The organism is Colwellia sp. MT41 (assembly GCF_001444365.1).
Classification (GTDB): Bacteria; Pseudomonadota; Gammaproteobacteria; order Enterobacterales; family Alteromonadaceae; genus Colwellia; species Colwellia marinimaniae.
Genome location: NZ_CP013145.1, coordinates 4,114,227 through 4,128,379 on the forward strand (window position 1 = coordinate 4,114,227; position 14,153 = coordinate 4,128,379).

General features: G+C 38.6%; 16 protein-coding genes and 2 pseudogenes. 6 read left to right on the forward strand and 12 right to left on the reverse strand.

From position 1 onward, the window contains the following. The first annotated feature begins 52 nt into the window (after positions 1 to 52). Positions 53 to 844 (forward strand): substrate-binding periplasmic protein, encoded by a 792-nt coding sequence (locus CMT41_RS17410; RefSeq protein WP_058027976.1) that lies wholly within the window; start codon positions 53 to 55, stop codon positions 842 to 844. 149 nt (positions 845 to 993) lie between these two features. Continuing rightward, entirely contained in the window at positions 994 to 1,575 is a 582-nt protein-coding gene (locus CMT41_RS17415) for a hypothetical protein (protein WP_057183160.1), read from the forward strand. A gap of 189 nt (positions 1,576 to 1,764) precedes the next feature. On the opposite strand, the gene CMT41_RS17420 is transcribed toward CMT41_RS17415, so the two are convergent. The 8 genes from CMT41_RS17420 to CMT41_RS17455 all read right to left on the reverse strand — a co-directional run bounded on the left by CMT41_RS17420 (position 1,765) and on the right by CMT41_RS17455 (position 8,686). Then, positions 1,765 to 2,487 (reverse strand): LytR/AlgR family response regulator transcription factor, encoded by a 723-nt coding sequence (locus tag CMT41_RS17420; protein WP_058027977.1) that lies wholly within the window; start codon positions 2,485 to 2,487, stop codon positions 1,765 to 1,767. Further along, positions 2,484 to 3,236 (reverse strand): sensor histidine kinase, encoded by a 753-nt coding sequence (locus tag CMT41_RS17425; RefSeq protein WP_198149761.1) that lies wholly within the window; start codon positions 3,234 to 3,236, stop codon positions 2,484 to 2,486. Before CMT41_RS17425 ends, CMT41_RS17420 begins: the two co-directional genes overlap by 4 nt. Positions 3,237 to 3,666: 430 nt before the next feature. Beyond that, positions 3,667 to 4,284 carry a hypothetical protein gene (locus CMT41_RS17430; RefSeq protein WP_058027979.1) on the reverse strand — a complete coding sequence of 206 codons (618 nt, stop codon included), beginning with the start codon at positions 4,282 to 4,284 and terminating at the stop codon, positions 3,667 to 3,669. A 296-nt stretch (positions 4,285 to 4,580) separates the two neighbouring features. Continuing rightward, a complete protein-coding gene (locus CMT41_RS17435; protein WP_083494321.1) occupies positions 4,581 to 5,891 on the reverse strand; it encodes a dipeptidase in 1,311 nt (436 codons plus the stop codon). A 126-nt stretch (positions 5,892 to 6,017) separates the two neighbouring features. Beyond that, a complete protein-coding gene (locus tag CMT41_RS17440; RefSeq protein WP_058027980.1) occupies positions 6,018 to 6,560 on the reverse strand; it encodes a hypothetical protein in 543 nt (180 codons plus the stop codon). 190 nt (positions 6,561 to 6,750) lie between these two features. Beyond that, on the reverse strand, positions 6,751 to 7,455 hold the full coding sequence (locus CMT41_RS17445) for a HupE/UreJ family protein (RefSeq protein WP_058027981.1): 705 nt from the start codon (positions 7,453 to 7,455) through the stop codon (positions 6,751 to 6,753). A 597-nt stretch (positions 7,456 to 8,052) separates the two neighbouring features. After that, positions 8,053 to 8,367, reverse strand: a complete 315-nt coding sequence (locus CMT41_RS17450) for a helix-turn-helix domain-containing protein (RefSeq protein ID WP_057183175.1) — start codon at positions 8,365 to 8,367, stop codon at positions 8,053 to 8,055. Next, on the reverse strand, positions 8,354 to 8,686 hold the full coding sequence (locus CMT41_RS17455; RefSeq protein ID WP_057183197.1) for a type II toxin-antitoxin system RelE/ParE family toxin: 333 nt from the start codon (positions 8,684 to 8,686) through the stop codon (positions 8,354 to 8,356). The genes CMT41_RS17450 and CMT41_RS17455 overlap by 14 nt, the downstream gene beginning before the upstream one ends. Before the next feature lie 139 nt (positions 8,687 to 8,825). On the opposite strand from CMT41_RS17455, the gene CMT41_RS17460 reads away from it, so the two are divergent. After that, positions 8,826 to 9,398, forward strand: a complete 573-nt coding sequence (locus tag CMT41_RS17460) for a site-specific integrase (RefSeq protein WP_058027982.1) — start codon at positions 8,826 to 8,828, stop codon at positions 9,396 to 9,398. Between the two features lie 57 nt (positions 9,399 to 9,455). Beyond that, positions 9,456 to 10,022: pseudogene (locus CMT41_RS17465) on the forward strand (IS91 family transposase); the annotation flags it as partial. A 286-nt stretch (positions 10,023 to 10,308) separates the two neighbouring features. Here the strand turns inward: CMT41_RS17465 and CMT41_RS19640 are convergent. Together CMT41_RS19640 and CMT41_RS17475 are read right to left on the reverse strand one after the other, a co-directional pair. Further along, a complete protein-coding gene (locus tag CMT41_RS19640) occupies positions 10,309 to 10,605 on the reverse strand; it encodes a hypothetical protein (protein WP_231733104.1) in 297 nt (98 codons plus the stop codon). A gap of 224 nt (positions 10,606 to 10,829) precedes the next feature. Next, entirely contained in the window at positions 10,830 to 11,009 is a 180-nt protein-coding gene (locus CMT41_RS17475) for a hypothetical protein (protein ID WP_057183181.1), read from the reverse strand. Between the two features lie 387 nt (positions 11,010 to 11,396). Between CMT41_RS17475 and CMT41_RS17480 the strand changes: the two genes are divergently transcribed. Both CMT41_RS17480 and CMT41_RS19275 read left to right on the forward strand, forming a co-directional pair. Further along, complete coding sequence (locus CMT41_RS17480; protein WP_058027984.1) at positions 11,397 to 12,317, forward strand: tyrosine-type recombinase/integrase; 921 nt, start codon at positions 11,397 to 11,399, stop codon at positions 12,315 to 12,317. Then, positions 12,310 to 13,156: pseudogene (locus tag CMT41_RS19275) on the forward strand (IS91 family transposase). Before CMT41_RS17480 ends, CMT41_RS19275 begins: the two are co-directional and overlap by 8 nt. A 284-nt stretch (positions 13,157 to 13,440) precedes the next feature. Here CMT41_RS19275 and CMT41_RS17490 read toward each other — a convergent pair. Continuing rightward, entirely contained in the window at positions 13,441 to 13,737 is a 297-nt protein-coding gene (locus CMT41_RS17490; RefSeq protein WP_057183199.1) for a HigA family addiction module antitoxin, read from the reverse strand. Further along, complete coding sequence (locus tag CMT41_RS17495) at positions 13,737 to 14,015, reverse strand: type II toxin-antitoxin system RelE/ParE family toxin (protein WP_058027986.1); 279 nt, start codon at positions 14,013 to 14,015, stop codon at positions 13,737 to 13,739. The genes CMT41_RS17490 and CMT41_RS17495 overlap by 1 nt, the downstream gene beginning before the upstream one ends. Positions 14,016 to 14,153: the final 138 nt, after the last annotated feature.

Sequence of the window (14,153 nt, forward strand, 5' to 3'; positions counted from 1 at the left end):
AACATTAGTAGTTACTGATAGCACGACAACACTTTAGCTTGAAAAGAACATCATGATTAAAATCACTAACAAGTTATTACCGGGCTGCCTGATATTGTGCTTGCTATGGCTAACTTTGTCGAACGCTGCTGTACAAGCTAAGGCCTTAGTAGTTGTCTCTGATGAATGGTGCCCTTATGTGTGTGACGAGCAAGATTTACCGGGTTTCTTGGTGGAAATAGTCAAGGAGATAGCTAGAGATAACGAAATAAAGTTAACCTTTTCTTTAATGCCATTAGCTCGAGCATTAAAGCTAGCGCAAAAAAACAAAGTCGATATAGTACTCGCCTTAACACCACAACATATTGAACGTTATCAACTTCAGCAAAGTCAGTTAAACTTTGCTGGCTTATATAATGATTTTTATGTCAGAGCAGATAACCCTTGGCGCTTTCAGAGTATGACTCACTTATCAGCGACATTAACAGGTAACGCTATTTTAGGTACCATTAATGGTTATCAATATGGCGCAGAATTCAGCCGTTTTCTCAAAGCACAAAGCGAACATGTTTTTGCGGCCAGTGGTAACTCGCCACTAGTAAAGCAGTTAAAAATGCTACAAATGGGCCGATTAGATATATTATTAGACTCTCGATTTACCGTGCAATACCAACTAGCCAAAGGAGAAAAAAAAGGCATTATTTATGCCGGAACCCAAGGTGATTTTACTCCGCTGTATTTAGGCTTTTCATCTTTGCTCAGTAAAAAACTAGTAAAGATATTTGATAGCGGCTTAATAACGCTGAGGCAAAGCGGCAGGTTAAAGAAGATATTAGCAAAATATGGCCTCACCGACTGGCAATAGCAGAATATTAACGCGCACATTGCTCGTGCCTGCGGCAAAAAATCACGCGAGTGCTAGTAAAACAATGTGCCCGTATTTTGCTAGAGTATAACGTACAAGACCAGCTTATTTTTTATCACCCAGTTCGCACCTTACTTTACAGGATTAATATGAATTTTCTCAGCGCTACACTGCGTACTAGCATGGTGAGTTTACTACTTTTAGCAGCAACTGCCGTCCAAGCAGAGACTACTTATGCCGCACTAGATAGAAACCAATGGACTTATGACACTGACCCTTATGGCAGTGAGGCTATCATTAATGAAAAACTCATTAGACATGGTGGCATCTGGATAAAATTTAAGCGTGTACCGCGTATTGATGAAAAGCGTAATTCATGGATTGAATTGATTCATAAATTACCTAGCGCTTCATTAACGGGCATAAAAAAAATACGTCTAACGTATCAATGTGATACGCCACTGTTAATTAAGTTATCACAGCAAGAATATGGCAAAAATGGTGATCAAAGTTATGCCCATTATCAAATAAAATTGCCGCCCGCGCGACAATGGACTACGCAAGAAGTCGATTTAAAAGACTTCTATCGACCAGAATGGACCCCTGCTAGTTCAACAGATATTGGCTTATTACCCGAACATATAGATGCTATTTATTTAACACCAAGTTTGACCGACAAAGACGGCGGCGAAGCAATATTACAAGTTCGCGCCATTGAGTTGTTACCTTAAGGATGACCTTCGCATAACTTTAAAACAGCGGTAACTCAGAAATTTATTAGTTTGAGCGATTGTACTTAATAAGTTTAATTTTTCAGTGACACCGTCAAGCAACCGTTTGTCTTGTAAGTAAAAACCATCAAATAGTTCATCGATTACTTGATATAACGGAATAATGCTAAACTTGCATTCGCCAAACTATTAAGATGGAAAACCTAGCTGTAACTTTAACTTACTCGCTTGTCGGCGTGAGAGCTCCACTTGGCTACCATCGGTTAAATATGCCAGTAACCCATTGCTCACCGTGAGTTCTAATTTTCCAATAGCATCTAAGCGTATTATATCCGTACGGCTGGCACGAAAATAACAGCTATCACTTAAGCGTTCTTCAATTTTATTTAAAGAGCTATGTAGATAGGCTTTACCTTGAGGCGTATAAATTGCTGCATGATTACCAATACTCTCAAAGCGAATAATGTCGCCGAGGCGGATTATTTTCATAACATCTATAAATTTAACCATCAACTTAAAGTCATCACCAAGAGATGTTTTTTCAGAGGTGTTTTCAGCTATTGATAGTTTGGCAATTGTGTCAGCGAGACGAGCAGGAACAACAGGTTTAACTAAGTAATCAATAGCATTTAATGAGAAAGCATCCACAGCAAATTCATCATAAGCGGTACAAAAAACTATCGGTATTTCTCCGTTTAGCTGCTCTGCTAAGGTTAGCCCTGTACCTCCGGGCATTTCAATGTCGAGAAAAATAACATCTGGCTTATGCTTTTTAATTACCTCATCACCCTGTTCTATGTTTTCGGCCTGTGCGACCACCTCAATTTCTGGATGTTTTTTTAATAGCCTAAGCATTTCTTGGCGCGCTATGCGTTCATCATCAATAATAATGGCCTTGATATTACCCGTCATTTTTCATGCCTCAAATAAGGCAACGTGATCATAACGTTAAAGGTACTGTTTGTTTTATTAATTAAAATGCTCCCAGCATCGCCATAGATCAATGCGATACGCTGCTTTAAATTAGCCAAGCCAATTTCAGTTCCCGATTCAAGTAAGTCGATGTCATAAGGGTTACTTACCTCAATAATAACTTTATCTTGGTCAGTTGTTGCCTGAATAGTTAATAGCCCACCGCTTTTCAGCTTAGCAATACCATGCTTGATGGCATTTTCAACTAAGGTCAGTAGCCCCATTGTCGGTATTTGTACTGCCAAAGTATTTGGTGACATATTTAGTTCTACTTGCAAGCGTGAACCTAGCCGAGTAGCTTCAATAGCAAGATATTGCTGGCACACTTCAAGCTCGTTTTCTAGGCTAGTAACCCCTTTAGTATCAATGGCTAAATTGTAGCGAAATAAACAGGATAACTGGGTGACTAAATCAGCAGCTTTATCTTGATCTTCATAAATCATTCCTCGTATTGTATTGAGTGAATTAAACAAAAAATGAGGATTGATTTGATTTGTCAAACTGGTAAGTCGTTGTTCCGTTAGCTGCTGCGTCAATAGTTTTTTGTCTCGGTTAGACGTTATTCCTAAATACAGCAGTAACCAGAGTAAGTTCACTAAAAAACTTGCAAAAACACCTTCTGCAAACTTACCCAACAAACCATACTCGGCTAAAAAATAATCGTCTTTTTTACTAGAAATGTTCTTCATATCAAATATCTGTTCTAGTACGAAATCTAAAGTTATTACAAAGAAAGTAAGGGTAATCGCAGCGATAAGTACTAATAAAAAGTAACTAATCAGCTTGGTTTGATCATTTTTTTTAAGGTACTTACGTATAATAAAATGTGGTATGGCTGTTATTCCTATTATTACGATGAGAAACATCTTTAGCTGCTGCGCTACAGAATATATTTCTTCTTTTTCTGAACGAGCCGAAAAGAAAATAAAAGCCCAAAATAGCAGCGCCCCCGAGAGTAGGTAGAAGTAATACAGTTTATTCATTTTTATTGGTGTATTCATTAGCGTTTTATTCGGACCTGTTGATTAATGATATCGTGAATAATAAATTAACACTTACAATGGCTTGGTTAGCATTATCATAACCAAGCCTTTCAGAATAAAGTAGTTTTTATTTGGCTTAAAAACGCTTATTAACGTTTAACATTAACGACTGGTAATCACCTACGTCGGTATAACTGAGAGTAAACAAGCCATCACGTGTCGTTAACGTTGCACGGTAACCGGTATCGCTTGTGATGCTATTACGATGCTCTAATGCAACATTAACAGTTAATATATCAGTCCAAACGTCAACACCCGCTCTGTAAACATAACCATAATCTTGCCAAAGCTTGGTATTTCCTTGTTCAAAATTCTGCCTTATATCTCCCGCTTCTATAAATAGTTTATATTGTTGGCAGCATAAGTATTCCACACCAAGTACTAGCTCGGTTTCATCAAAGTAGCTATTATTTTCGCTGTCATCATGGCTGGTTTGATAAGAAAACTTTCCATAAAAATTCACCGGGATTTCTTTATCTTTACTGATTAATCCTTCGAGTATATTTACCTTGGCTGAAATATTATAACCTTCCCCGCTAAACCCTTTTAGCTGGGTGTAACTACCGCCTAGGCTTAGCTCAATCCCTAATGCTTCAATAGAAGTAGCTGCATTGTTAGCTGGTATTTCGTCTGCGTTAGCCATTGAAGATAAACATGAAGCAATTAAGCTGATGACTAAAAATGTTTTATTCATAATATATTTCCTAATATTTAAGTGACTTCCTTTGTTAAAAGCCATATTAAGTGAAAATATAAAATTACCTTGGCAAAAGTGATAAGCGGCTAAATAAAATGATGGGCGGTAAGTTGCCGACATTTACTAATGAATGACATTGCCACTGAGAATAATAGGACTTAGAAGATAGAGGGCATTCGATTTACCAATATCAATGCTTCGTAAGCAAAGTGATTGGCAATTATTAATTTGTAAAAAAGCCCTCATCAACTCTGGTTAACATGAGTTAATGAGGATTAGTAACTTTCTAACACCTAATGCTGTGCAGCATAAGCCTCAGCAGCTTGCCAGACACGCAGCACGTTACCCGAAAGAATTTTTACAATATCTGCCTCGCTATAGGCACGCTTTAACAAGCCTTCGATCAAGTTAGGATACGAAGCCACATCTTTTAGGTTAGTAGGCAAGCTATCACCAACTCCGTCGTAATCAGAGCCAATACCAACATAATCAATGCCAACTAATTTCACCACATGGTCAAAATGATCAAGCACATCGCTTAGGCTAGAAAAAGGGTATGGATTGCTAATCTTGTATGCTGCTTTAAAGGTGGTAACTTCATCACTATCCTTTTCAAGGTTGTTTTCCGTGATAAAAGTTTTTATTGCTGCTTTACGTAACGTGCCGTAATCAATAGCCTTTTGAGAGATAAAACTAGAGCCGAAGTTGATTTGAATAACACCACCATTTACCGCCAGTGCCTTAATCATCTCATCACTCATATTACGTTCAAAGCCTGGAGTAAAATGACGTGCTGAAGAATGTGAAGCGATAACAGGTGTCTTAGTTATCGCCATGACATCATAAAAAGCCTCATCTGAGATATGAGCAACATCAACCATGACGCCAATATTATTCATCTCTGCAACTAAAGTTTTACCAAAATCAGTTAAGCCGCCAGCGGGGCGATTTTCATCATAAGAGGAATCAGAGATATGATTCGCTTTTGAGTGGGTTAAAGTAATGTAACGAATGCCGCGGTCATAAAAGTGTTTAAGGTTAGCTAAATCACCTTCAATAGGGCTACCATTTTCCATACCCATAGGCAGTGAAATGATACCTTTAGCAAAGTTAGCTTTAACATCAGCCGTTGAATAAGCTAAGGCAAATTTATCAGGCGCTGCTTTTACTATATCTTCAACCATAGTGATCAATTTATCAGCAAGCGCTTTACTGCCACCGCTTTTCTCAAGTCTGGCTGGAATATAAATCGACATAAATGGCGCATCTAAACCGCCAGAAACTGCTCTTGGAAAATCGAAATCGCCATGTTCAGTATGTTCAGCAACATTTTCAAATTCATCTTCTAAACGATATGGCACATCAATATGGCCATCAGTAATAATGTATTTTTTAGCGATTTCTTGGGCTAATTCGGCATAATTTACTGCGACTACTTGTTCAGTATTGCTGGTCGATTCAGCTATATTGGCGCTGCTTGGTGTCACGGTTTTAGCATCTTGACAACCACTGACGACTACGCCCAAGGATAAAACAATGCCAGCCATTAATGGCGATAGCTTAAAGGGATGATTTTTAACTGACTTACTGCTTATTTGATTCATTATTATTATCTTTTTGCATTTAAAAAATTACTTTGCCAATGCTAGGCGTTAATGTCAAAACATATGCACTTAATATAGATAAAATTGTTAAGCGCTTTCTTTCGATCACCAGCTAATTTGTAATAACTATTTTTTTAAGCCAATAACACTATATTCACCACTGACGGTAAGTGTGATCACTACCGCTTGAGCTGATTTATTTTTCCAATACCAACCATGCACACCAGCAAAAGGTGTGGTAAAGCTACCCTGCATATCCGCTAACGTGGCAATAGCATAACTTTCATAATAACCTGTGGTATCACCTTCAGGCTCGCCGTGTAAATCAAAGAAAATCGCTGCGCCATCAGTCTGCCATTGATATTCCATTTTTTTAAACTTTTCCATGGCAAATTTAAATTCAAGGCCACGCCCTGCAGGGATAATGACCTCAATGATATCGGCAGCTTGAACACTTTTCGGAACGTCAATAGTTGCCTTTGTCTCAGCACCGCTAACCACAGCAGCTTTAGGATTAGCTAAAGCGGTTAAGCCCAATTTAGCGCCAATACCTGTTGGGTCGATATTGTATTCTGCCGGTAATATAAAACTTACCAGCACTAAGCCGGCAATAAACACCGCGATAACGGTGGCTTTGAGCAAAGCTTTGTTTGATAAGGTATCTTGCATATCTATTTCTCTTCTTTATATTTCTTAATACTTAAATTGAGTAATTTCGTTCATTAATCTGGTTTTTATTTAGCCTTTACGGTCATTATTACTCAAAAACGCTGTAAATATATCCCTATAAACTTTACTTATTCGTCCCTGAATAAGAAATTTTGCTTCATAAGACCGCTTCATAGCTACTACTTTTACTCTAATTGAGGTTACTAAAATAACCGGTTAACTGAAAACCTATCAGCATAAAACCCGCGCTCATCAATAAAGTATTACTTACCGTTGAAAACTGCACAAACGATGGGTGTTTCCGCCAAAAGCTAATAACCAGTAAGATAAAGGTTAAGGCGGCAAACTGTCCTAGTTCCACACCTAAATTAAAGGCGATTAAATTGGTAAAAAGGCCATCTTGTGGCAGTTGAAACTCTTGTAATTTGCTCGCTAAGCCAAAGCCATGGAATAGGCCAAAGATCAACACCGCAGCTTTAGCATTAGGAGTAAAACCTAAGGTACGCTGAAAACCACCTAAGTTATCAAAACCTTTGTAAACAACCGACAAGCCAATAATTGCATCGATAATATAGGCATTGACTTGTACGTCCCACAGCACACCAAATAACAAGGTTAGGCTATGGCCTAAAGTAAACATACTGACATAAAGTAGAATATCTTTACTCTTGTATAAGAAGAAAATGACGCCGGCTAAAAACAGTAAATGATCATAACCGGTCACCATATGTTTCGCGCCAATATACATAAAGGCAAAAAATTGTACGCCGGTATTATTTTGTAAAAACAGTCGGGTACTCTCATCAACGCCATGTGCCATGGCATCGAGTGAAAACAAACCCAACAGGCATAACACCATAACCATTAAAGTTAGGCGCTTACTACTAGAAAACATTGATGACTCCGCTAGAATAAGGCTATTTTGAATGCCTAATATGGCGCTATAGAGCCAAGCAAGCAAGATAAAATGATGACTACATCATGCCAGTTATATTTATTGTGACAAGCCTTTAGGCTAAAGTTGTTAAGTTTCGAGTGGAAATATATTTAAACAAATTGCGCTCACCTTGGCCAATTGCCTTTTGATGCCCCTAAATCAGCCATTGAGGCCACCACAATGAAAAAAACAGCAGAAAAAGTCCTATTAAAAAGCTAGTTATTGCTAAAAATAGAAAAATCCTAGAAAAAAACTTTTTATTAAGCAGTAATGAACATTGATAATATTTTGTTTTATCCAACTTAATTTGAGCCATTACACTCACTATTTAGAGCGAATAGTTACGCTAATACACCTTTCAGAAACGTGATGAAAGTGACTAACTTATTCGCGGTAAAGCACCGAACAGTGAATTGGTGAAACTGAATTATTTAGCACTTAGACGATCTTTTTTATTAGCCAACTAACGCCCAATTAACGGGCTAAGTAATAGTTGGCCATACTTGTGAACGGAGTGAACGCGGCCAACTGTTGCGTGTCACGTTGAATTGCTTGTTATAGCTCTGCAATGTGCGTGAGAGTTTCTGGATGACGTTGCACTAATTTCAAAAGTGTTATTGCTTGCCCATTTGGAGCACTGCGTCCTTGCTCCCAGTTCTCTAACGTACGAGAAGATGTATGAAGCAAACTAGCAAACACACCACGTGACATATTAAATTTTTCTCTAATATGTACAATTTCATTAGGTGAAATATCAAGTTCACTTACATCGTTGACATGATGCGTTTTAAGGGTGATTTTCCCCTCTGAATGTTCTTTTGCTTCAACAAGAGCGGAACTTAATTCTGTAAATAAATCACGATTGCTCATTACGCCATACCTCCATAAAAACCTTTAACTGTTTCTTTTGATCTGCGGTTAAATCCGACATTTCACTTTTTCCATAAATAGGAAGTAAATAGCAACGTCGCTTTTTATCAAGGAAGTAATAAATAACACGGGAACCACCACGTTTTCCTTTACCCTTACTTGCAACTCGAACCTTCCGCAAACCACCAGTACCTTGAATCACATCACCCTTCTTCGGGTTTGACATTAGCTCAGCTTGAAACAGTCTAAACTCTTCATCACTGAGGTGGTCATCTCGGTATTTCTCAAATATTTTTGATTCTACAAATATACATTTCATGAGGAAAGTATACGCAAATCGCGTATAGAAAACAAGATGGGATATGATTGAGCTATAACGCCCAATTAACGGGCTAAGTAATAGTTGGCCATAATTGTGAACGTAGTGAGCGCGGCCAACTGTTGCGTGTCACGTTGAATTGCTTGTTGAACGAAGCCGCTTTGCGGCAGAATACAATAAAATCATCTGTACTTACCTTAACGAACTGACCTTACAAGGAAAAAGTGATAAAGCTATCGAGTGTTATAGTCGATGTCTTCGACAAACAGCATCGTTCTTTGATCTCTGCCCGGACCAATTAACCATTGAAGATCTTAAAACCTACTTCCTGCACCTTGTTGAGCATAAGTCATGGAGTCACGTTAAGATCACCCGTTGTGCCATTCAATTTTTCTATACCCATGTGCTACAACGCCCTTGGCAGTGGGTGGATATCGTCAAACCACCCAAAGTACAAGCACTTCAAGACGTTTTATCTTTAGCTGAAGTAGCCGCCATTATTAATACCACACGCCAATTGCGCTACCAAGTGTATTACTTAGCCACCTACAGTTTAGGCTTAAGATTATCTGAAACCTTAAATTTACAGGTCGCTGATATTGACAGCCATTTGATGCAAGTTCATTTGCGCTTCACTAAAAGGAATATAGCAGACACCCACTCAAATGTTCGTGATCACAATCAAAGTATGGTTTTGTTCAATGTTAATTAATAACACTGTTTTTTTGCGATATTGTTTATTGATTATTTTGGGTGGGTGTCTGTTATATTGGATAAAAAACACAAGTGTTGGAAGAAAAAAACGGGAACGTACCTGTTTAACGCGAATAACTTAGCAAAAGTATTTCGAGGTAAATTTATCGAAAAGATGTGTAATGCGCATTATTACTTACCCTCGAATACACCCACCTCTTGGGTGAGTGATTGTCAGTATACTGGTAAAGGGGATAGTGCCTTAACCTATCTGGCCAGATACCTTTATCGTGGGGTGGTGAGCGAAAAAAATATCTTGTCACTGACAAATGGCCAAGTAACGTTTCAATACCAAGAAAGTAACACCAAGGAGTTTACAACCATAACGGAGCCAGCGACGGAATTTTTATGGCGAGTGCTGCAACATGTTTTGCCGAGAGGTTTTCGACGAACACGAAACTATGGCTTTTTACATGGCAATGCTAAACGAACATTACATTGGTTACAGTTAATGCTAAAAGTTGTACTGCCGCCCATCGTAATATCGGATAAAAAAGGCGTCTGCTGCCCTCACTGTAAGACGATAATGACCTTAGCTCTAATACGAATAGGGCATCGAATTATTAGTGGCCAGTCGATTTAAAACAAGGAGGTGCTTAAGCAGAGGGAATTGTTGCGTGCTAAATATTAACTAACCGAGGGTTTTAACAACAAGAGAAAATATAGGGTGAGTGACGATATTACCAAACTCAGTTTAGTGATAATGGCTAAGTTTGGCCTGAAGTTTACCCATAACAAAACCACCAAAACACCGCCAACCTCAATTTTATTTATTTACTTATAAAGAGTACTCATCAATATCGGGCTTGTTCAACAACAGGATCAAGTTGCGGCTGCGCGCAACCTATCCTTTATTTATTATGTACCGTTTAAGACTTAACAACTATATACATTGTAGTAAGCTCATCAATTGCTGTATGCCTGATTAGTACTTTAAAACCCTGTGCTTCGTAGAGTGATATTATTTTAGGATCGTCATTGCATTCAAGGATTACAGTTCGGCCTCCAACTAAATCTATTGCACTGTGGATTATCGACCAAATACACTCGAAAATCCCTTGTAGGTTTATAGAGTTATCTTGGATACTGAAGTTTTTTCCTATTTGACCTATCAGATAGGTTTTAACTTTTTCAGGTTTACTAAAACCTCCTGAAAGTTTTTTCATCTTAGTTGTAGATAATGTGAAGTTTTCTAAAGACAATTCTTTGAAGGTTATAGAAAAATAAGCAAGTATATCCCCTGAAACTTCTGAGAGTATTAGGTAAGTTCTTGCGTTTGATGATTTTTCAAATCTGATAGATTTATTTAGGAGGAAATCTTGAACATCTATATTTAACGGGCATGTGAACGAAGAAAAGAGTTTACTGATTTGTTCTTCGGTAAACTCTTTTAGCAGGTCTCTAAGGCTGACAATTGTTGTTTTAATAAGCTGATGCCTTTTTTCCTGTCGGTATTAAGATTGTGGGAATTAACCTTAACTCTTACAGGGTTGTTTAAGTTTTGGTTAAAAGCTTTAATGCTTTTCTGATCAGAAACAACAAAAACTTTATCGAACGAGGTAGTAGCCATAACAGCCCTCCTTAAATTTAATTACCAATAATTATAACAATTATTTTACTGACATTCCAGCAAATTATTTAATGTGCTGGAATGTCAGTATTTAAAAGCACTCACCTAAAGAGTAAATTGCATAACTACATTGGTGCGATTAACTTAGGGACATAACGAGCTTGTAGAATAACTCGTTTATTATGAATTACCCCCTAAAATCGGGGTGGTAAATGTATTACCTATATCGAGTTAATCGTCTACAGTTCAATATAGGAGCACAAAGTTTTAGTAGTTTTTACTGAATTAGTTATTCTACAGCCTCAACGCCCACTTAAGCGGATAAAAATAGTGGGTTAAAATGTGTAGCGAAGCGGAACCTAACCAACAGTTTTTGTTCCGTTTGAAGTGCTTGTTGAACGAAGCCGCTTTGCGGCAGAATACAATAAAATCATCTGTACTTACCTTAACGAACTGACCTTACAAGGAAAAAGTGATAAAACTATCGAGTGTTATAGTCGATGTCTTCGACAAACAGCATCGTTCTTTGATCTCTGCCCGGACCAATTAACCATTGAGGATCTTAAAACTTACTTCCTGCACCTTGTTGAGCATAAGTCATGGAGTCACGTTAAGATCACCCGTTGTGCCATTCAATTTTTCTATACCCATGTGCTACAACGCCCTTGGCAGTGGGTGGATATCGTCAAACCACCCAAAGTACAAACACTTCAAGACGTTTTATCTTTAGCTGAAGTAGCCGCCATTATTAATACCACGCGCCAATTACGCTACCAAGTGTATTATTTAGCCACCTACAGTTTAGGATTACGCTTATCCGAAGCCTTAAACCTCCAGATTAGCGATATTGACAGCCATTTGATGCAAGTTCATTTGCGCTTCACTAAAAGTAAAAAAGACCGCTTTGTTCCTTTGCCACAAGCCACCTTACTGGCATTGCGGCATTACTGGAAAACACATCGCCATCCCAACTTATTATTCCCTGGTGGTAAACCGCCACATAGTCGCGAAGGTAAAACGCTGGTGATGGATAAAGGCGGCGTACAAAAAACCATTAAAATCGTGGCTAAAGCCTGTGGTATCACTAAAAATGTTCACGTTCATACCCTGCGACATTCGATTGCTACTCACATGCTTGAGCGTGGCGCGAGTTTGCGCTCAATTCAAGTATTCTTAGGTCATGCTTGTCCCAAAACAACCGCACTTTATACCCGTATGACTGAGGAGGTCGCTCACAATAGTCAATTGCTGCTGAATGATATTGTCGACTCGCTTGATATTCACTGGCAGGAGCACACTCATGATTAAACTTGCCACTATTGCCAAAGGCTATCAAGACCAATTGGTGTCTCAGTATGGTCACACAATGCAAGCAGTGCATCATCGTGCGCTCAGGCAAATAATTTCCTGCCATACACCACAAGCAGGAGCCATGTTATATCATTGTGACAATTGCGGGGCGAATAGCACGTTATACCCCTCCTGTGGTCACCGACATTGCCCTGCTTGCCAGCACCAAGCCAACAGTGATTGGCTTGATTTACAACGACAAAAGTTATTGCCCGTTGATTATTATCTGGTGACCTTCACCTTACCTTATCAATTGCGCCACTTTGTTTGGACTCATCAAAAATGGGCTTATCAAGCAATGTTTGAAGCCGCAAAACACACCCTCGACGCCTTCTTTAAACGTGATAAACGTTTAGGTGACGTCAATGGCTTACTCGCGGTATTGCACACGCACTCACGACAACTGAAGTTTCATCCTCATCTCCATGGCCAGATACCTTTATCGTGGGGTGGTGAGCGAAAAAAATATCTTGTCACTGACAAATGGCCAAGTAACGTTTCAATACCAAGAAAGTAACACCAAGGAGTTTACAACCATAACGGAGCCAGCGACGGAATTTTTATGGCGAGTGCTGCAACATGTCTTGCCGAGAGGTTTTCGACGAACACGAAACTATGGCTTTTTACATGGCAATGCTAAACGAACATTACATTGGTTACAGTTAATGCTAAAAGTTGTACTGCCGCCCATCGTAATATCGGATAAAAAAGGCGTCTGCTGCCCTCACTGTAAGACGATAATGACCTTAGCTCTAATGCGAATAGGGCATCGAATTATTAGTGGCCAGTCGATTTAAAACAAGGAGGTGCTTAAGCAGAGGGAATTGTTGCGTGCTAAATATTAACTAACCGAGGGTTTTAACAACAAGAGAAAATATAGGGTGAGTGACGATATTACCAAACTCAGTTTAGTGATAATGGCTAAGTTTGGCCTGAAGTTTACCCATAACAAAACCACCAAAACACCGCCAACCTCAATTTTATTTATTTACTTATAAAGAGTACTCATCAATATCGGGCTTGTTCAACAACAGGATCAAGTTGCGGCTGCGCGCAACCTATCCTTTATTTATTATATTTTTTATGCCACTGCAAAATTTACTAAGTGGACATTAGTTAAATTAACCTGTTGCTTAGCATGCCAGAGATCATAGTTATCTTGCATTGATAGCCAGCTTTCAGGTGTTCTGCCAATTGCTTTTGACAAGCGAAGTGCCATTTCTGGAGAGATTGCACTTTGACCTTTTAGAACTCGATTTAAAGTAGATGACGCTACATCTAATTGTTTAGCTAAATAACGACAGCTATAACCAGAAGGTTCTAAATAAACGTCATAGATAAACTCCCCTGGATGAGGTGGATTATGTTGCATACTCATTAGTGATAGTCCTCATAATTAAGAATATAAGCATTACCATCGATAAATTCGAAAGTAACACGCCAGTTAGCGTTTACAGTAATTGACCAAGTCCCATCTCGATCACCTTTTAATGGATGTAATTTAAATCCGGGTAAATTGATGTCATCAATTTCTTGTGCGGTATCGATTGCGGTAAGTTGCATACGCAATTTACGTTGATGTTTTGCCTGAATTCCTGAAACACTACCTGTTTGGAAGTATTTCTTGAGGCCTTTATGTTTAAAAGATTTAATCATGTGATAATTGTAGCGTGATGCGCATCAACTGTCGATAAAAATATAACGCCCTGTTAACAGGCAAAATGCAGTTGGCTAAAATGTTTGAGGAACGTATATGGACTCCTCGTGTATAGCAACACGCTTTATAATAATTTT

Excerpts from the sequence above, each read along its gene's own strand:
- CMT41_RS17410 (WP_058027976.1), top strand. The coding sequence starts at position 53 with ATGATTAAAATCACTAACAAGTTATTACCGGGCTGCCTGATATTGTGC.
- CMT41_RS17415 (WP_057183160.1), top strand. The coding sequence starts at position 994 with ATGAATTTTCTCAGCGCTACACTGCGTACTAGCATGGTGAGTTTACTA.
- CMT41_RS17420 (WP_058027977.1), bottom strand. The coding sequence starts at position 2,487 with ATGACGGGTAATATCAAGGCCATTATTATTGATGATGAACGCATAGCG.
- CMT41_RS17425 (WP_198149761.1), bottom strand. The coding sequence starts at position 3,236 with ATGAAGAACATTTCTAGTAAAAAAGACGATTATTTTTTAGCCGAGTAT.
- CMT41_RS17430 (WP_058027979.1), bottom strand. The coding sequence starts at position 4,284 with ATGAATAAAACATTTTTAGTCATCAGCTTAATTGCTTCATGTTTATCT.
- CMT41_RS17435 (WP_083494321.1), bottom strand. The coding sequence starts at position 5,891 with ATGAATCAAATAAGCAGTAAGTCAGTTAAAAATCATCCCTTTAAGCTA.
- CMT41_RS17440 (WP_058027980.1), bottom strand. The coding sequence starts at position 6,560 with ATGCAAGATACCTTATCAAACAAAGCTTTGCTCAAAGCCACCGTTATC.
- CMT41_RS17445 (WP_058027981.1), bottom strand. The coding sequence starts at position 7,455 with ATGTTTTCTAGTAGTAAGCGCCTAACTTTAATGGTTATGGTGTTATGC.
- CMT41_RS17450 (WP_057183175.1), bottom strand. The coding sequence starts at position 8,367 with ATGAGCAATCGTGATTTATTTACAGAATTAAGTTCCGCTCTTGTTGAA.
- CMT41_RS17455 (WP_057183197.1), bottom strand. The coding sequence starts at position 8,686 with ATGAAATGTATATTTGTAGAATCAAAAATATTTGAGAAATACCGAGAT.
- CMT41_RS19640 (WP_231733104.1), bottom strand. The coding sequence starts at position 10,605 with ATGAAAAAACTTTCAGGAGGTTTTAGTAAACCTGAAAAAGTTAAAACC.
- CMT41_RS17475 (WP_057183181.1), bottom strand. The coding sequence starts at position 11,009 with ATGGCTACTACCTCGTTCGATAAAGTTTTTGTTGTTTCTGATCAGAAA.
- CMT41_RS17490 (WP_057183199.1), bottom strand. The coding sequence starts at position 13,737 with ATGAGTATGCAACATAATCCACCTCATCCAGGGGAGTTTATCTATGAC.
- CMT41_RS17495 (WP_058027986.1), bottom strand. The coding sequence starts at position 14,015 with ATGATTAAATCTTTTAAACATAAAGGCCTCAAGAAATACTTCCAAACA.